17 protein-coding genes and 1 tRNA gene are annotated in these 16,225 nt (G+C 72.2%); 11 read left to right on the forward strand and 7 right to left on the reverse strand.

Annotation, left to right across the window (positions count from 1 at the left end; genetic code table 11):
• Positions 1-68: 68 nt before the first annotated feature.
• Positions 69-737, reverse strand: coding sequence for a pyridoxine/pyridoxamine 5'-phosphate oxidase (locus AS850_RS08860; protein ID WP_119868787.1), 669 nt, complete (start codon positions 735-737; stop codon positions 69-71).
• Between the two features lie 117 nt (positions 738-854).
• On the opposite strand from AS850_RS08860, the gene AS850_RS08865 reads away from it, so the two are divergent.
• Both AS850_RS08865 and AS850_RS08870 read left to right on the forward strand, forming a co-directional pair.
• A tRNA-Arg gene (locus AS850_RS08865) sits at positions 855-926 on the forward strand.
• 324 nt (positions 927-1,250) lie between these two features.
• Complete coding sequence (locus AS850_RS08870; RefSeq protein WP_119868788.1) at positions 1,251-1,595, forward strand: YnfA family protein; 345 nt, start codon at positions 1,251-1,253, stop codon at positions 1,593-1,595.
• A gap of 166 nt (positions 1,596-1,761) precedes the next feature.
• Here the strand turns inward: AS850_RS08870 and AS850_RS08875 are convergent, their stop codons facing one another.
• Both AS850_RS08875 and AS850_RS08880 read right to left on the reverse strand, forming a co-directional pair.
• Complete coding sequence (locus tag AS850_RS08875) at positions 1,762-1,977, reverse strand: hypothetical protein (RefSeq protein WP_119868789.1); 216 nt, start codon at positions 1,975-1,977, stop codon at positions 1,762-1,764.
• Positions 1,978-2,106: 129 nt separating this feature from the next.
• Entirely contained in the window at positions 2,107-2,982 is an 876-nt protein-coding gene (locus AS850_RS08880; protein ID WP_236940660.1) for an EamA family transporter, read from the reverse strand.
• Between the two features lie 110 nt (positions 2,983-3,092).
• Between AS850_RS08880 and AS850_RS16940 the strand changes: the two genes are divergently transcribed.
• The 4 genes from AS850_RS16940 (at position 3,093) to AS850_RS08900 (ending at position 7,809) form a co-directional block, all read left to right on the forward strand.
• Complete coding sequence (locus AS850_RS16940; RefSeq protein WP_164088420.1) at positions 3,093-5,168, forward strand: TPM domain-containing protein; 2,076 nt, start codon at positions 3,093-3,095, stop codon at positions 5,166-5,168.
• Positions 5,169-5,293: 125 nt separating this feature from the next.
• Positions 5,294-6,052, forward strand: a complete 759-nt coding sequence (locus tag AS850_RS08890) for a PspA/IM30 family protein (protein WP_119868791.1) — start codon at positions 5,294-5,296, stop codon at positions 6,050-6,052.
• 88 nt (positions 6,053-6,140) lie between these two features.
• On the forward strand, positions 6,141-6,965 hold the full coding sequence (locus AS850_RS08895) for an arginase family protein (protein WP_335589166.1): 825 nt from the start codon (positions 6,141-6,143) through the stop codon (positions 6,963-6,965).
• Between the two features lie 25 nt (positions 6,966-6,990).
• Entirely contained in the window at positions 6,991-7,809 is an 819-nt protein-coding gene (locus tag AS850_RS08900; protein WP_119868793.1) for a crotonase/enoyl-CoA hydratase family protein, read from the forward strand.
• 72 nt (positions 7,810-7,881) lie between these two features.
• On the opposite strand, the gene AS850_RS08905 is transcribed toward AS850_RS08900, so the two are convergent.
• A complete protein-coding gene (locus AS850_RS08905; protein WP_119868794.1) occupies positions 7,882-8,052 on the reverse strand; it encodes a CsbD family protein in 171 nt (56 codons plus the stop codon).
• A 139-nt stretch (positions 8,053-8,191) separates the two neighbouring features.
• On the opposite strand from AS850_RS08905, the gene AS850_RS08910 reads away from it, so the two are divergent.
• The 5 genes from AS850_RS08910 (at position 8,192) to AS850_RS08930 (ending at position 13,204) form a co-directional block, all read left to right on the forward strand.
• Entirely contained in the window at positions 8,192-9,592 is a 1,401-nt protein-coding gene (locus AS850_RS08910) for a dihydrolipoyl dehydrogenase family protein (RefSeq protein ID WP_119868795.1), read from the forward strand.
• 22 nt (positions 9,593-9,614) lie between these two features.
• Positions 9,615-9,971: a Fe-S oxidoreductase gene (locus tag AS850_RS08915; RefSeq protein ID WP_173795186.1), complete on the forward strand. Its 357-nt coding sequence runs from the start codon at positions 9,615-9,617 to the stop codon at positions 9,969-9,971.
• Positions 9,968-10,795 carry an SDR family NAD(P)-dependent oxidoreductase gene (locus AS850_RS08920; RefSeq protein ID WP_119868797.1) on the forward strand — a complete coding sequence of 276 codons (828 nt, stop codon included), beginning with the start codon at positions 9,968-9,970 and terminating at the stop codon, positions 10,793-10,795. Before AS850_RS08915 ends, AS850_RS08920 begins: the two co-directional genes overlap by 4 nt.
• Before the next feature lie 350 nt (positions 10,796-11,145).
• Complete coding sequence (locus AS850_RS08925; RefSeq protein WP_119868798.1) at positions 11,146-12,273, forward strand: glycoside hydrolase family 16 protein; 1,128 nt, start codon at positions 11,146-11,148, stop codon at positions 12,271-12,273.
• A gap of 37 nt (positions 12,274-12,310) precedes the next feature.
• Positions 12,311-13,204, forward strand: a complete 894-nt coding sequence (locus AS850_RS08930) for an aminoglycoside phosphotransferase family protein (RefSeq protein ID WP_119868799.1) — start codon at positions 12,311-12,313, stop codon at positions 13,202-13,204.
• Positions 13,205-13,228: 24 nt separating this feature from the next.
• Here AS850_RS08930 and AS850_RS08935 read toward each other — a convergent pair whose 3' ends face one another.
• The 3 genes from AS850_RS08935 to AS850_RS08945 are packed head-to-tail and all read right to left on the reverse strand — an operon-like array spanning position 13,229 to position 16,121.
• Positions 13,229-14,014, reverse strand: coding sequence for an ABC transporter ATP-binding protein (locus AS850_RS08935; RefSeq protein ID WP_119868800.1), 786 nt, complete (start codon positions 14,012-14,014; stop codon positions 13,229-13,231).
• Positions 14,014-15,099 carry a FecCD family ABC transporter permease gene (locus AS850_RS08940; RefSeq protein WP_119868801.1) on the reverse strand — a complete coding sequence of 362 codons (1,086 nt, stop codon included), beginning with the start codon at positions 15,097-15,099 and terminating at the stop codon, positions 14,014-14,016. The genes AS850_RS08935 and AS850_RS08940 overlap by 1 nt, the downstream gene beginning before the upstream one ends.
• Positions 15,096-16,121 carry a FecCD family ABC transporter permease gene (locus AS850_RS08945; RefSeq protein ID WP_119868802.1) on the reverse strand — a complete coding sequence of 342 codons (1,026 nt, stop codon included), beginning with the start codon at positions 16,119-16,121 and terminating at the stop codon, positions 15,096-15,098. The genes AS850_RS08940 and AS850_RS08945 overlap by 4 nt, the downstream gene beginning before the upstream one ends.
• Positions 16,122-16,225 lie beyond the last annotated feature (104 nt).

The following is a 16,225-nucleotide window of genomic DNA, read 5'->3' on the forward strand; positions in this document are numbered from 1 at the left end:
GCCGCCCCGGAGTTGCGCCGTGTTACGCCGAGCGAAGACGCGCGGCACTCTCACCCGAAGAGAGCGGCCTACGGCCAGAGCGACGCCTTCGACCAGGATCCGTCCGCCTCGAGGTCGTAGCGGAGCCGCACCTGATCGCGGCCCGTCGTGGCCTGCCAGAACTCCACGACGGTCGGGGCGACGCGGTAGGCGGTCCAGTCGTCGGGCGCGAAGTCGTCGTCGGCCGCGATGCGCTCCTTGGCCGCGTCGAGGCGGGCTCGGGCATCCTGCGGGCTGTCGATGACGTCGCTCTGCGGCATCGCGATCGCGACGGCGCGGGAGTCCGGGTGCCGAGCGGTGAAGTCGGCGACGCTGACATCGCGAGGGCCGGGTGCCGCCGGGCCCGTCACACGGATCTGACGGCCCTGCTCCCGCCAGTAGAAGGTCAGGGCGACCGCAGGATGCCCGGCCACCTGCTTCCCCTTGGGGCTCAGCGACGACGTGGCGAACCAGAACGCGTCGTCGAGGTCCTTCAGCAGCACCGTGCGAGCCTGGGCCGACTCCCCGTCGACAGTCGACAGCGTCATCGCCTGAGGCTGGACGACTCCCCCGTCGACAGCCCGCTCGAACCACTCCCGCGCCAGGGCGAGCGGGTCGGCCGGAGCCGCGTCCTCGTCGAAGGAGGGAGAGGTGGCCTGATCGGGACGTGCCGCGCGGCGCAGCAGCGGCCGGATGCCCGGGGTGGAGTCGTCAGTCATGCCCCCAGCCTGCTCTGCCGACCCCCGTCTCGCCCGCCCCGGCCCGCCCGGACGCTCCGTCGCGCGCGACCTGTTCGGAACGGCTCCCCGGGACTGCTAACGTTGAGCGCACTCCGGGCCCCCATAGCTCAGGGGATAGAGCACTGCCCTCCGGAGGCAGGGGCGTAGGTTCGAATCCTACTGGGGGCACTTATTGTCGGAAGCCTGCGGCTTCCTCCCGTCCGCACGAGGTGCTTGTTGCGGCGCACCCGAGGGTGCGCCGGCGGGCACTTTCTGGTCGGATGCCTGCGGCTTCCTCCCGTCCACACCAGGTGCTTGTTGCGGCGCACCCGAGGGTGCGCCGGCGGGCACTTATTGTCGGAAGCCTGCGGCTTCCTCCCGTCCGCACCAGGTGCTTGTTGCGGCGCACCCGAGGGTGCGCCGGCGGGCACGCCCTGTCGGACGACTGCGGCAGGGCGGCTCCTGGCGGCTGTCCCGTGGCCTGGGATGACCGGGGTGCGGGAGACTCGGGGTATGGGCATCCTGCGCATCGTCATCGTCTTCGTCCTGGCCGCGATCGCCGAGATCGGCGGGGCCTGGCTGATCTGGCAGGCCGTCCGCGAGGGCCGGGCGTGGTGGTGGGCCGGCCTCGGCGTCATCGCGCTGGGGCTCTACGGCTTCGTGGCGACCCTGCAGCCCGACGCGAATTTCGGCCGGGTCCTCGCGGCGTACGGCGGGATCTTCGTGGCCGGGGCCCTCGCCTGGGGTGTGATCGTCGACCGGTTCCGACCCGACCGCTGGGACCTCCTCGGTGCCACCGTCTGCCTCTTCGGCGTCGCCGTGATCATGTTCGCGCCACACGCGCGAACCGACGGGTGACCGCGCGCCACACGCGCGAACCGACGGGTGACCGCGCGCCACACGCGCGAACCGACGCGTGACCGCGCGCCCCACGCGCGAGGTCACCCTCGACGACCGAACGGCCCGACGAGATCGTCGGGCCGTTCGAGCACTCACCTCGCCGAAGCGAGGCCGCGCATCGGACTCAGGAGTAGGTCAGCGCGATCACCGCGACGTCGAGGCTCCCGTAGGCGCCTTCGGCTCGCGTGGCGCTCCGAACACGGCCGCGCAGCACGTGGAAGCGCCCGCTCTCTTCGCGGACGAAACCGATGACTCCTGCGGTCGGCGTGGACACGCGCGAGTAGCCGTCTCCCAGAGGGATGACCTCGGCCTGCGATGTGCGTTCCAGAACAGCTCCCATGATGTCCTCCCAAACAACGTTGTCGGGCCCGGGCGCACCCGGAACCTTCTGTCCACAGACTACCCCTCGGGTGGGGTACACCAGCTGGGGATTCTCCCCAGAATCCGCTGAAGGCGGGCGTTTTTCGGGTTACACGGGCTCGATCAGCGGCGCTCTGCGGCCCCGGTCCGCCCGCCCGAGGGTGACCGCCACGCTGGCCACCGACACCAGGACGAGCGCCGCGATCTCACGGAGCGCGAGCGTCTGTCCGAGCACGATCAGCCCCGCGATGGCGGCGACCGCCGGGCCGAGGCTCGACAGCACGCCGAAGACCCGCGTCGGCAGGGTCCGCAGCGCCACGAGCTCCAGGGCGTACGGAAGGGCGGACGTCAGCACGGCGACGATCAGGAAGACGATCACGAGCGACGGGGTCGACACCAGCGCCGCCGCCGCTCGTCCGCCGCCGAAGGGCGCGACGAGGACGGCCGCGATGACGATCGCCACCGCGAGACCGTCGATGCCGCCGATCTGTCGGCCGACCCGGGAGCTGGCGAGGATGTAGCCGGCCCAGAAGAGACCCGCGCCGAGTGCCAGCACGACACCGGCGAGCACCACGGCGCCGCTCGAGCCGACTCCCAGGAGGACGACTCCGGAGAACGCGACGAGCGCCCACAGCGCGTCCCGCCACCTCCGCGTCTGCACGAGCGCGAGGACGAGCGGGCCGGTGAACTCCAGCGTGACGGCGACGCCGATCGGGATCCGGTCGAGGGCCAGGTAGATGAGCGAGTTCATCCCGGCCAGAGCGATGCCGAGGAGCACCGTGGACAGCCACTGCGCTCGCGACCAGCGCCACGCCCGAGGGCGGACGACGGCCAGCAGGATCAGGGCGGCGAAGACGAGACGGAGGGTCGCCGCTCCGACGGGCCCGACCTCGTCGAAGTGCGTCCTGGCGAAGGCGCTGCCGAACTGGACGGAGACGATCGCGCCGACCGCGAGGGTGGGAGCGGGGACGCGGGGCACGCTCACGATTAACTCACGTCCGCGTCGGTCGGTCTCGCTAGACTCCCCGAAACGCTGTCCCCTCGGTGATCCGGACGGCGGAGATCAGCGTCGAAACAGCAGAAACGGGGAACACCGTGGGAGCCACCTCAGCCCGGCAGCATCGAGTCGGGACGACCGGCACGGGGCGTCCGTCGCTCCTTGCCCGCCTCGCCGCCGCAGGCGTCGTCCTCGCATCCGCCCTGGCCCTCGCCGTGGGCCCCACGGCCGCCGTCCACGCGACGGCGCCCGTCGACTTCTCGGGCAAGTACGTCGTCGACGACGCGAACGTCATCAGCGCGTCCGACGAGGCACGTATCACCGCGTCCTTCGACAAGCTCCAGAAGGACACGGGGATCCAGCTCCTGGCCGTCTACGTCCCGTCGTTCAGCGATCCGACCGACCGGGCCGCCTGGGGCGCCGCGACGGCCGAGCGCAACTCCCTCGGGACGAACGACATCCTGCTCTCGGTCGCGGTCGACGACCGCCTCTACGACGTCTCGAAGGCCTCGTCGTCGACCCTGACGACGGCCCAGCTCTCCTCCGTCGAGACGAACGACCTCGTCCCGAAGCTCAAGAGCACGCAGTGGGCGGACGCCGCCGTCGCTCTCGCGACCGGCATCGACAAGGCCAAGGGCCCGGCCGACCTCAGCTGGGTCCCGATCGTCCTCCTCGTCGTCGTCCTCCTCGTCGTCGCGGTGATCGTCGTCTTCTCGGTGCGCCGGAGGCGTCGCCGGGCCGAGGCTCTCGCGACCTCGCGCGCGGAGCAGGACGTCCTCGACCGCCGGGCGGCCACGCTGCTCGTCGGCATCGACGACCAGATCACGCAGGCCACGCAGGAGGTCGACTTCGCCCGTGCGCAGTTCGGCGACTCCGCGGCGGCCCCGTTCGCCGCGGCGGTCGACTCCGCCAAGCAGAAGGTCCGGCAGGCCTTCGAACTCCGGCAGAAGCTCGACGACGAGATCCCGGACACCCCCGAGGAGACCCGCGCCTGGACGGAGCAGATCATCGCTCTCTGCGAGGGCGCCCACACCGACATCGAGGCGCAGTCCGAGGCCTACGCGAAGCTGCGCGCTTCCGAGGCGACGGTCGAGGACGACGCCGCGCGCCTCCGCACCGACGCGGCCGCCCTCGCGGCACGGCGCGGCCAGTCGCAGTCCACCCTCCAGGCGCTGTCGGCCACGTACTCGGCGCGCGCCGTCGCGAGCGTCGCCCAGAACCCGGACCAGGCCGACCGGCTCCTGCAGTTCGCGGGCGAGCGGGCGGCCGAGGCCGACGCCCTCATCGCGGCGGACAAGAAGGGCGAGGCCGTGGGCGTCGTCGACGCCGGCCGTCAGGCGCTCGTCCAGACCGACCAGCTCCTCGACGCCATCGACCGCGCCTCGGAGTCCCTCCGGACTGCGCAGGCGTCGATCGACGCCGCCTCGGCCGATCTCCGCTCCGACCTGCAGGCGGCCGCGCGGGTCCCGGCCGGATCCACGCCGCAGAGCGCGGAACTGCCCGCCGCGGTGGGCGAGGTGCAGGCCGCCCTCGCTTTCGCCGAGGCCACCCGCGACGATCCGCTGGCGGTGCTCGACCGCCTCGGTCAGGCGAACACGCGCATCGACACGACGATGGCAGCGGTCCGCGACGCCGAGGTGTCGCGGCAGCGAGCCCAGGCCGCCCTCGACCAGGCCTTCCTCAACGCGCGCACCCAGATCAGCGCCGCCCGCGACTTCATCGAGACGCGCCGGGGCGCCATCAGCGCGACCCCGCGGACGCGTCTGTCGGAGGCCGAGCGCCACCTCCAGACCGCCGTCGGTCTCGCGACGACCGACCCGCAGTCGGCCCTCGTCGAGGCGCAGCAGGCGGCCAACATGGCCTCGCAGGCCGCCAACGACGCCAACAACGAGGTGGGCAACTTCCAGCAGCAGGACCTCTTCGGCGGAGGCGGCCTCGGTGGTCGCGGCATGGGCGGGGCGAACCTCGGCGGGATCCTCACCGGCGTCATCATCGGCGGCCTGCTGAACGGCGGCGGACACGGCGGCGGCTTCGGCGGGTTCGGCGGCGGAGGAGGCTTCGGCGGCTTCGGCGGCGACGGTGACGGCGGCGGGTTCGGCGGCGGCGGCGGCGACTTCGGCGGAGGCGGCGGCGACTTCGGCGGCGGCAGGGACGACAGCGGCGGGCGGTTCTAGCCTCCCCGCGGATCGGCCGACGCCCGCGTCCCGCTCTCGGCGGCACGCGACCAGCACCCCGACCACACCTCGACCACACCACGACCACCCTGTCCCCCGGGGGACACCACGAAAGGAAAGCACCGATGGCAAAGCAGTCGATCTTCGGACGCATCGCGCAGCTCACGAAGGCCAACGTCAACAACCTGATCGATCAGGCCGAAGACCCCAAGCTCATGCTCGACCAGCTCGTCCGGGATTACACGAACAGCATCGCCGACGCCAAGAGCGCCGTCGCCGAGACGATCGGCAACCTGCGACTCCTGGAGCAGGACCACCGCGAGGACGTCGACGCGGCCGCCGACTGGGGCAACAAGGCGCTCTCGGCCAGCAAGAAGGCCGACGAGCTCCGCACGGCCGGCCAGGCGGGCGAGGCGGACAAGTTCGACAACCTCGCGAAGGTCGCGATCGGCCGCCAGATGGCCAGCGAGAAGGAGGCCAAGGACGCCGAGCCGACCATCGCTCAGCAGACCGAGGTCGTCGACAAGCTCAAGAAGGGCCTGACCGACATGGAGGGGAAGCTCAACCAGCTCGCCTCGAAGCGGAACGAGCTGGTGGCCCGCTCGAAGATGGCGGAGGCGCAGTCCCGCGTCAACGACGCCATCGGCAGCATCAACGTGATGGACCCGACGAGCGACCTCGGCCGCTTCGAGGACAAGATCCGGCGCGAGGAGGCGAAGGTCCTGGGCCAGCAGGAGCTGCAGGCCTCCAGCCTCGACGAGCAGTTCAACAGCCTGGAGGACCTCAACGCCCAGACCGAGGTCGAGGCGCGCCTGGCGCAGCTCAAGCTCGGCGGCGGTTCCGCCCCGGTCGACCACTGGGAGTCGAAGCCCCTCAGCTCCTGACCCCTCCAGCGTCCTGCGGCGTCCTGCGGCTGACTCGCCCGACGACCTTCGATGGTCCGGGCGGGTCCGCCGTGCAAGACTGTCGCGCGTGAGGTTCGTAGCGGTACCGCAGTGGCAGGGCTCGCCCTCGCCGCGAGCGATGAGGCTGGCCGACGGCGCGGACGCCATCTTCGGTGATCTACCGGCCCGGGCCAGCACCATGATCGAGGTGCCCGTCGGGGCGGGCGACGCCCTCGGTACGACCGTCCATCGGCTGTCGGCCGTCGCCGCGGTGACCGAGCTCCTGACGACCGAGCTGGCCTCCTCTCCCGAACCGGCGCTCGTCGTGGGCGGCGACTGCGGTATCGAGCTGGGAGCCGTACGCCACGCCCTGCGCGACGACACCTGCGTCGTCTGGTTCGACGCGCATCCCGACGTCCACTCCCCCGACGACAGCGAGAGCGGTGCGTTCAGCGGTATGGTCCTCGGGGCCCTGCTCGGCCGCGCCGATCAGCAGTTCGTCGCGGGCGGCGTGCCGACGGCGGCCGCTCTCGCCCCGTCCCGCGTCGTCCTGGCCGGGACGCGCACCTTCGACGACGCCGAGGACGCCTTCGTGGAGGAGTCCGGCATCGTCAGCCTGTCCGCGTTCGACCTCGTGCCCGACGAGGTCGTGTCGGCCGTCGCCCTGACCGGAGCCACGTCGGTCTACATCCACGTCGACCTGGACGTCCTCGACCCGTCGTCGTTCGACGGCCTCCTCGATCCCCAGCCTTTCGGCCTCGAGCCGGCGACGCTCGTGGCCACGATCACGGCTCTTCGCGCGCGGTTCGAGCTGGTCGGAGCCGGTATCTGCTCCTTCGCGCCGGCCACCGACGCGGCGGCCGCCGACGACCTCGGGACGATCCTGCGGGTCGTGGGCGCGCTCGCGCGCTGAGAGCGGCGACCCGTAGCATCGGGGCATGAGCTCCCGTTCCGCCACCGCCCGTCTCAGCGACGACCGTCCGCGCGTCAGTGTCGAGCGAGACGGCCACGTCCTCCTCATCGGCCTCGACCGGGAGGAGAAGCGGAACGCCGCCGACCTCAGGATGCTCCGCGAGCTCGCCCTCGCCTTCGGCCGGCTCGAGAGCGACCCGGAGCTGTGGGTGGGCCTGGTCTTCGCCCACGGCGACCACTTCACGGCCGGTCTCGACCTCGGCGACGTCGCCGCCGCCGTGACCCCCGAGGGCCTCGACATCACGCCCGAGGGCGGCATCAATCCGTGGCAGGTCGACGGCGTCCAGCTGACGAAGCCGCTGGTCATGGCCGTCCGCGGCACGTGCCTCACCCTCGGTGTCGAGCTGGCGCTTGTCAGCGACATCGTCGTCTCGGGCCGATCGTCGCGCTTCGGTCAGATCGAGGTCCGCCGGGGCATCCTGCCGTTCGGCGGCGCCACGATCCGCTTCCCCGCCCGCTGCGGCTGGGGCAACGCCATGCGCTGGATGATCACCGGCGAGACCTTCGACGCCCGCGAGGCCCTGCGCATCGGACTCGTCCAGGAGGTCGTCTTCAACGACCAGGTCTACAACCGCGCCTACGACATCGCGCACCGGATCGCCGCTCAGGCGCCCCTGGCCGTGCAGGCGACGCTCGCGAACGCCAAGCTCGCGGTCCGGGAGGGCGACCGGGCGGCCGAGGCGCGCCTGCAGTCGGAGCTCGTGCGGCTGATGCGGACGGAGGACTCCCGACTCGGCATGCAGTCGTTCCAGCAGCGCGGGGACGCCACGTTCACCGGCCGCTGACACGGAAGGGCCCCGCGCGCCTGAGCGAGCGGAGCCCTTCGAACGCTCCCCGGTGAGAGCGGGCGCGAAGACCTACTTGAAGACGTCCTTGACGTCCTCGCCGACCTTCTTGGCCGAAGCCTTGGTCTGGTCGTTCTGGCCCTCGGCCTCGAGGCTCTCGTTGTCGGTCTTGTTGCCGACGACCTCTTTGGCCTTGCCCGCGATGTCTTCCGCTGCGTTCTGGATCTTGTCGCCGAGTCCCATAGAGAACCTCCCGTGTCGAAGAAATTCGGACCCGAACGAGCCCGTGCCCAGGAACCTACCCGCACGACCGGCGGTCCGCTCACAGGGAATCCGAGACTTTGCCCAGACCCCGCTGTCACCCGGGCGCTACGTTCTCCCCATGACGACTTATGACCTGATCGTGATCGGAGCCGGCGCCGTCGGCGAGAACGTGGCCGACTACGCCACCCGGAACGGGCTCGCGGTGGCCCTCGTCGAAGCCGAGCTCGTGGGCGGCGAGTGCTCCTACTGGGCCTGCATGCCGTCCAAGGCGCTCCTGATGAGCAGCACGGCCCTCGACGCGGCCAAAGCCGTCGGCGGTGCACGCGAGGCCGTGACCGGCGATCTCGACGTCAAGGCCGTCCTCGATCGCCGCAACTCGTTCACGAGCAACTGGGACGACCAGGGGCAGGCCGACTGGGTGACCGGCGCCGGTATCGATCTCATCCGCGGCCACGGGACGATCACCGGGGTCAAGGAGGTCACGGTCGACGGGACGGTGCACACCGCCCGGCACGCGGTCGCCGCCGTCACGGGATCGGCCGCGCTCCTGCCCGACGTCCCCGGTCTCCTCGACGCGAAGCCGTGGACCAGCCGCGAGGCGACCAGCGCCCAGACCATCCCGCAGAGCCTGATGATCATCGGAGGCGGCGTCGTCGCCGCCGAGATGGCGACCGCCTACCAGCAGCTCGGCGCACGCGTCACGCTCGCCTCCCGTCACTCCCTCCTGGGCGGGCAGGAGCCGTTCGCGGGCGAGTTCGTCGCCGACTCCCTCCGCGACCTGGGCGTCGACCTCCGCCTCGAGACCTCCCCGACCGGTGTGACGCGCACCGAGCACGGCCTCGTCGAGACCACCCTCTCGGACGGCACCACGGTCACGACGGACGAGATCCTCGTCGCCACCGGTCGCGTGCCTCGCACGGGCGACCTCGGCCTCGAGAACGTCGGTCTGCAGCCGGGCGAGTGGCTCGACACGGACGACACGCTCCTCGTCACCGGCACCGACTGGCTCTACGCCGTCGGCGACGTCAACCACCGCGCGCTCCTCACGCACCAGGGCAAGTACCAGGCGCGTGCGGCCGGCGAGGTCATCGCGGCCCGCGCGAAGGGCGAGGCGGTCCGCGCGGAGCCGTGGGGTGCGCACGTCGCGACGGCCGACCACGCGGCGGTCCCGCAGGTGACGTTCACGAGCCCCGAGGTCGCAAGCGTCGGGCTCACCGCGGACGCCGCCGAGAAGCAGGGCATCGACGTCCGGGTCGTCGACTACGACCTCGCCGCCCTCGCCGGCTCCGCCCTGAAGTCCGACACCTACCGAGGTCAGGCGCGCATCGTCGTCGACGAGAGCCGCAAGGTCATCGTCGGCGCGACCTTCGTCGGCCCGGAGGTGTCCGACCTCCTGCACGCCGCGACCATCGCCGTCGTCGGAGAGGTCCCGATCGACCGCCTGTGGCACGCCGTCCCCTCCTACCCGACCGTGAGCGAGATCTGGCTCCGCCTCCTCGACGCCTACGGTCGGCCGTAGCGGACGGGTGGGGAGGCCGCTCGTGTGGAATCCACTGGTCGACTCCTCGATCTCCCGGGCGGGATGCTCGGTGGCGACCGCCCTCGGCCTGCTGATCGGAGTGCCCCTCAGCACCGGTCGCGTGCGCGTGCGGGGCGACCTCATCGTCTGCCGCGGACTCCCCCGCTGGGCCTTCCGGCGGGGCGGCACCTGCATCGGCCGGGTCTACCTGACCCGGGACAACGACGGCGAGGGCGTCCTCGACCACGAGAGCGTCCACGTCGAGCAGTGGAAGAAGTACGGCATGCTGATGCCGTTGCTCTACGGCATCGCGGGCCGGGATCCGTTCACCAATCGTTTCGAGATCGAGGCTGGCCTCGAGAAAGGCGGCTACCGATGACGGAGCCCCGAACCATCGTCCTGACCGGAGCATCGAGCGGCATCGGGCGGAAGGCCGCGGTGACGCTCGCGAAGGGCGGCGCGACCCTCGCGATCGTCGGCCGCAACCCCGATCGCACGCGCGCGGTCGCGGAGGAGGTCGGCGGCGTCGCCCACGTCTGCGACTTCGATCGCCTCGACGACGTGCGACGCCTCGCCGACACCCTCCTCGACGCGCACCCCCGTATCGACGTCCTCGCCAACAACGCCGGCGGGCTGGTCAGCCGCCGCGAGACCACCACGGACGGCTACGAGCGCACCCTGCAGTCGAACCATCTCGCGCCGTACCTCCTCACGCGGCTCCTGCTGCCCCGTCTCGTCGAGAGCTCCGGACGGGTGGTGTCGACCTCGTCCGCGGCCAACCTGTTCGGCCGGGTCCGCCTGGACGACCTCAACTACGGGAAGCGGGCCTGGCTGGGTGGCTGGGGCGCCTACAGCCAGGGCAAGCTCCTGACGAACATGTTCATCAGCCAGCTCGCCGCCCGGTCGAGCGTGTCCGCGTTCGCCTTCCACCCCGGCTTCGTGTCGACGAACTTCGGCATGGACACCTCCGTGATGCGCCTGATGAACACGGTGACGAACGGGAACTACGGGATCAGCGCCGAGGCCGGGTCGGTGCCCCTGGTCCAGCTCGCCGGTCCGACGACGATCGACGTGCCGAGCGGCACCTATTTCGACCAGCTGAAGCCCTTCGGCCGGCAGAACCATCAGGCGAAGAACGTGCTCCTCGCGGAGGCCGTCTGGGATCGCTCCGCGGAGCTGGTGGGTCTCCCCTCGACGCTCTGAGAGTGAGCGCTCCCTGAGTGCCGTGTACCCCGGTGTCCCCCTCATAGCCGACACCCTGCTTGGGGGATGTCACGGCCCCGGAAACCTGGTTCTCTGGACCCAGGAAGAACAAGGCGGCACCGTCCACTGGGTAAGCGGGCGCGGTACCGCCCCTCCGGCTGTCGCGCGGTGACGTTTTCGGGAACGTCGCCGCGCGGGCCGAGGTCCGAAGGGCTCCCCGGTGTTCGGGACGCCGAGTCGGTCCCGGGGTCCCACCTCGGCGCCACCTCGACGTATCCGGGGAGCCTTCGGCGACCCTTCCGCGATCCGTCGACTCCGGCGGGGTTCCCTCCCGAGACGAGGAGCGGACCATGCGGACACCGATCAGGCTCGTCGCCGCCGTCGCCGCGGTGCTCGCCGGCCTCGCGGGGCTGAGTCTCCACCCGGACCTCGCCCGCGCCGCGGCGGTCCCCTCCACGGACGCGGCCCTCGTGGCTCACGTCGGACGACTCGTCTCCGGACTATCGACCTCCGCCGCCCGGCAGGCGCTCTCCGACTCGACCGCGGCCGTCTCCACCCCCTCGGCCGCCGCACGCTCGACCTCGGCCGCCCCGACCGCTGCGCAGACGTCCGCGCAGTCCGCCCAGCGCGCGGTCACGCAGCAGATCCGCGCCTCCGTCCGCACCCCCTCGACCGCTCGCCAGAAGGCCCTCCCCGTCCCCGTGTCGGTAGCGTTGCCTCCCGTGGGAGACCCCGGAACACCGACGACCGATCCGACGACTCCGGCGGCCGGGGACACGCTGCCCCGGGGCGACGTCACCTCGAACGGCCGCACCTGGACCCAGAGCTACGCGGAGGACTTCTCGCGCGACGCCCCGCTCGGCCGCGTGTCATCCGTGTACCCCGGCATCGACACTTACGACGGCTTCTCGGACACCTCCGGTCAGGGCCTGTACGCGCCGGACCGCGTCCTCAGCGTGGCGAACGGCACCCTGGACTTCTGGCTGCACTCGGAGAACGGTCGACCCCTCGTCGCGGCGATCATGCCCGACGGCTACGCCCCGCACACCACCGGGCGCGTGTCGATCCGCTACCGCTCCGACACGACGGCGGGCTACAAGTTCGTCGGGATGTTCTGGCCCGTGAGCGACGACTGGAACGAGGGCGAGATCGACTGGCCGGAGGCGGACCTCGGTCGGACGCCGCGCCCCGCGTCGGCCGTCCCCGGCAGCTTCCGCAACGGCGGCATGACGTTCCGGCCCGCCACCGAGGCGTTCGCCCCCACCGACTCCACGGGCTACCACGTGGCGACGACCGAGTGGGACACCCACGCGATCCGCTACTACTGGGACGGCGTCCTCGTCTCCACCGTGACCGACGCCGTGCCGACGACGCCGATGCGGGTCACGCTGCAGGCCGAGACCTTCCTCGGCCAGGGTGCCGTGCCGAAGACGTCGAGCGGCCACCTCGACATCGACTGGATCAGCATCTGGGACTGACCTCCTGCGCCCCCGATCCTCCCGCTAGGGTGATCCGATGCCCGACGCGACCCCGGTTCCCGACGACCGCGAGGTGACCGTGGCGCTCGTGCGGAGCCTCCTCGACGAACAACGGCCCGATCTGGCCCGCCTCGACGTCCGTCACGTCGCGGACGGCTGGGACAACGCCGTCTTCCGCCTCGGCGACCGACTCGCCGCCCGGCTCCCCCGCCGCAGCACCGACATCGTCGGCAACGACGTCGCCTGGCTCCCGCGCCTCGCCGGCCGGTTCACCGTACCCGTGCCGGCGGCCGTGTTCGTCGGCCGGCCGGGTCGGGGCTATCCCTGGCCGTGGAGCATCGTCCCCTGGTTCGAGGGCGACCTCGTGGCGCTCTCCCCCGTCGCCGAGCGTGCGACCCTGGTCGCCGACCTCGCGGTTTTCCTCCGGGAGCTCCACGTGCCGGCACCCGCCGACGCGCCGGTGAACGCCGTAAGGGGCGTTCCCCTCGCCACGCGCGGCGAGGCGATGCGCGCGCGATTCGCCACGGGGCTCCTGCCCGACGCCGCGCGCCTCCGGCGGGTCTGGCAGGAGTCGCTGGCCACGCCGGGCTGGACGGGCGCCCCGCTCTGGATCCACGGCGACCTGCATCCGGCGAACCTGCTCGGTCTCGACGGTCGCCTCGCCGCCGTCATCGACTTCGGCGATCTCACGTCCGGCGATCCGGCGACCGATCTCGCGACGGCCTGGCTGACCTTCGATCCGGAGTCGCGGGCGGCGCTCCGGGATGCCCTCGGGCCGGACGACGACACCTGGCGGCGAGCCCGCGGCTGGGCTGTCGTGATGGCGGCCGCCATCCATGTCTCTCCGCAGAGCGACGCCACCCTCCGCGGTGTCTCGACGCACGCCCTCGGCGAGATCGCGCGCGACGACGCCGTCCGCCCGGGAGGCTGAGGATCGGGACCGCCGCGCGAGTCCTCAGGCCCCGGTGCGCGCGAGCGGGACGACGAGCGGCGTGTGCGACTGCGGGTCGTCGATGATCTCGCAGGGCAGCCCGAAGACGTCCTCGACGAGATCCGGTGTGAGCACGTCGCCCGGTCGCCCCGCGTCGACGATGCGCCCCTCCTTCATCACGACGAGATGGGTGGCGTAGCGGGCCGCCTGATTGAGGTCGTGCAGCACCACCACGAGGGTCCGGCCCTCCCGGTGCAGGCGGGCGCAGAGCTCGAGGACGTCGTACTGGTGCGCGATGTCGAGGAACGTCGTCGGCTCGTCGAGCAGCAGGATGCCCGTCTCCTGCGCCAGCACCATCGCGATCCACGCCCGCTGCCGCTGGCCGCCCGACAGCTCGGACACGTGCCGCGCCGCCAGGCCGTCGACGTTCGTGGCGACGAGCGCGCCGGAGACGGCCTCCTCGTCCGCGGACGACCACTGTCGGAAGAGCCCCTGGTGCGGGAACCGGCCCCGACCGACGAGGTCGCGCACCGTGATGCCCTCGGGCGCGATCGGGCTCTGCGGCAGCATGCCGAGTCGCTTCGCGATGTCCCGGCTGCGGTAGCTGCGGAGCGGCCGGCCGTCGAGCTCCACGACCCCCGCCGTCGGCGTCAGCGTGCGGGCGAGGGCCTTCAGCAGGGTGGACTTGCCGCAGGCGTTCGGCCCGACGATCACCGTCAACTCCCCCTCGGGGACGTCGAAGGTCAGGTCGTCGACGACGATCCGGTCGTCGTAGGCGAGGCGCACGTCCTTCGCGGTCAGGAGCGACATCAGAGGGTTCCCTTCTTCCACTCCCGGAGGAGCAGGTAGCCGAGGTAGACGCCGCCGAGGAGCGCCGTGAGGAGGCCGACCGGCAGCTGCGAGCCGAACACGCCGCGCTGGACCACGAAGTCGGCCAGGACCATCAGGAGCGCGCCCACGAGGCCGGACAGGACGATGCTCGCACCCGGCGCCCGGGCCAGGCGCCTGGCCACCTGCGGTGCGGTCAGAGCGACGAAGGCGATCGGCCCGGCGCTCGCCACGGCCGCCGTCGAGAGACCGATCGCGGTGAGGACGACGAGCGTCCTCGTCGCGGTGCTCCGCGCTCCGAGCGCGTCGGCCACGTCGTCGCCCATCTCGACGAGGTCGAGGCGGCGGCCGAGGGCGACGGCGCACGGGACGAGGACGACCACGGCGACCCAGACCACCGAGGCGTCGCCCCACGAGCGGTCCGCGAGGGTGCCGCTGAGGTACGCGGCGAGGGCCGTCGCCTCCTGCAGCTGGACGCGGGTGAGGACGAACTGCACGAACGCCGTCGCCATCGCGGACACGCCGATGCCGACGAGGATCATCCGGCCGGGCGACGAGAAGCCCCGGCCGGTGCCCAGGTAGACGAGGCCGATGGCGACCAGGGCTCCGACGAGCGCGCCGACGGGCGTCGGCAGGATGCCAGGCAGGAGCAGCCCGAACGTCGCGGCACCCGCGCTCGCCCCCGCCCCCAGGCCGATGACGTCGGGACTGCCGAGCGGGTTGCGCGTCACCGTCTGGAACAGCGCGCCGGAGACGCCGAGGGCCGCTCCCGCGCCGATCGCGGTGACGAGACGCGGGCCCCGGTAGACGTTCAGGACGAACTGCGTCCGCGCGTCGCTGTCGCCGAGAACGGCGCGGGCGAGATCCGGGAGAGGCACCCCGAGGCTCCCGAGCGCGAGCGTCAGGAGGGAGAGCACGAGGAGCCCGAGCAGGGCGACGGAGCCGACGACGATCAAGCGACGACGGAGCGGCAGGCTGAGCCACGAGCCCAGCCGGAGCACCGGCCGGGACGGCGCGGGAGGGGCGGCGGGGAGCGACCGGGCGGGTCGGGTGACGGGCGCGGTCACTCGGCGCCGCGCATCCTGCGGACCGCCAGGAGCAGGACCGGCGCGCCGAGGAACGCGGTGACGACACCCACCTGCAGCTCGCCGGGGCTCGCGACGACGCGGCCCAGGACGTCGGCCGACACGAGCAGTACCGCGCCGCCGACCGCGCTGAACGGCAGCAGCCAGCGGTGGTCCGCGCCGGTGAGGAGCCGCACGACGTGCGGGACGGCGAGACCGATGAAGGCGATGGGCCCGACGGCCGCGGTCGAGCCGGCGCAGAGGAGCGCCGTGGCGAGAGCACCCACGAGGCGCGTCCGGCCCACCGTGGCACCGAGGGCCGTCGCCGTGTCGTCGCCGAGAGCGAGCGCGTTGAGCGACGACGGCAGGACGAGCGCCAGCACGAAGCCGGCGACGAGGTACGGCAGCGTCTCGACGATCAGCGCCGGATCGCGCCCCGCGAGAGAGCCGACGACCCAGAAGCGGTAGCTGTCGAACGCCTCCGGATGCGTCAGCGTCACCGCCTGGATGTACGCGCTGAGGACGGCGGTGACGACCGCGCCCGCCAGGACGAGCCGCACCGGCGTCACCCCGCGTCGCCCCGAGCCGAGCGCGAAGACGGCGACGACGGCCACGAGAGCGCCCGGGAGGGCGAGCCAGACCCGCTCCTGTCCCGAGCCGACCCCGAAGAAGGCGAGTCCGGTTACGATCGCGGCCGCGGAACCCGCCCCGATGCCGAGGAGGCCCGGGTCGCCGAGAGGGTTCCGGGTCAGGCCCTGCATGATGACTCCCGCGGTCGCGAGCGCCGCTCCGGAGAGGAGGCCGAGGACGGTGCGCGGGACCCGGGAGAGGACGACCGTGTCGTCGAACGATGACGACGGATCGGTCAGCGCCCGCCAGACGGTGTCGAGCGGGACCGAGCGCGTGCCGACGGCGACGCTGACGAGACCCACCAGCACGAGGAGCCCCAGGGCCAGGGCGAGGGCGGGCAGGAGCCTCGTGGCCCGAGCGCGCGTGGGGGCGGGTCGGGCAGAGAGCAGGAGCATGGTCCCTCCAATATAGGTAAGGCTCACCTAAATTGCCACCGGAGCGACCGGAGGCCCGTCGCCACCGTGCTATTTTTCCTTAGCGCCCTCTCCAGCAGCGATCG

The sequence above is a fragment of the Frondihabitans sp. 762G35 genome, assembly GCF_002074055.1.
In the GTDB taxonomy this organism is placed as follows: domain Bacteria; phylum Actinomycetota; class Actinomycetes; order Actinomycetales; family Microbacteriaceae; genus Frondihabitans.

Coding starts and splice junctions, on each gene's coding strand:
- AS850_RS08910 (WP_119868795.1), top strand. CDS start 8,192: ATGACGACTTATGACCTGATCGTGATCGGAGCCGGCGCCGTCGGCGAG.
- AS850_RS08890 (WP_119868791.1), top strand. CDS start 5,294: ATGGCAAAGCAGTCGATCTTCGGACGCATCGCGCAGCTCACGAAGGCC.
- AS850_RS08945 (WP_119868802.1), bottom strand. CDS start 16,121: ATGCTCCTGCTCTCTGCCCGACCCGCCCCCACGCGCGCTCGGGCCACG.
- AS850_RS08905 (WP_119868794.1), bottom strand. CDS start 8,052: ATGGGACTCGGCGACAAGATCCAGAACGCAGCGGAAGACATCGCGGGC.
- AS850_RS08875 (WP_119868789.1), bottom strand. CDS start 1,977: ATGGGAGCTGTTCTGGAACGCACATCGCAGGCCGAGGTCATCCCTCTG.
- AS850_RS08935 (WP_119868800.1), bottom strand. CDS start 14,014: ATGTCGCTCCTGACCGCGAAGGACGTGCGCCTCGCCTACGACGACCGG.
- AS850_RS08870 (WP_119868788.1), top strand. CDS start 1,251: ATGGGCATCCTGCGCATCGTCATCGTCTTCGTCCTGGCCGCGATCGCC.
- AS850_RS08930 (WP_119868799.1), top strand. CDS start 12,311: ATGCCCGACGCGACCCCGGTTCCCGACGACCGCGAGGTGACCGTGGCG.
- AS850_RS08920 (WP_119868797.1), top strand. CDS start 9,968: ATGACGGAGCCCCGAACCATCGTCCTGACCGGAGCATCGAGCGGCATC.
- AS850_RS08900 (WP_119868793.1), top strand. CDS start 6,991: ATGAGCTCCCGTTCCGCCACCGCCCGTCTCAGCGACGACCGTCCGCGC.
- AS850_RS08925 (WP_119868798.1), top strand. CDS start 11,146: ATGCGGACACCGATCAGGCTCGTCGCCGCCGTCGCCGCGGTGCTCGCC.
- AS850_RS08860 (WP_119868787.1), bottom strand. CDS start 737: ATGACTGACGACTCCACCCCGGGCATCCGGCCGCTGCTGCGCCGCGCG.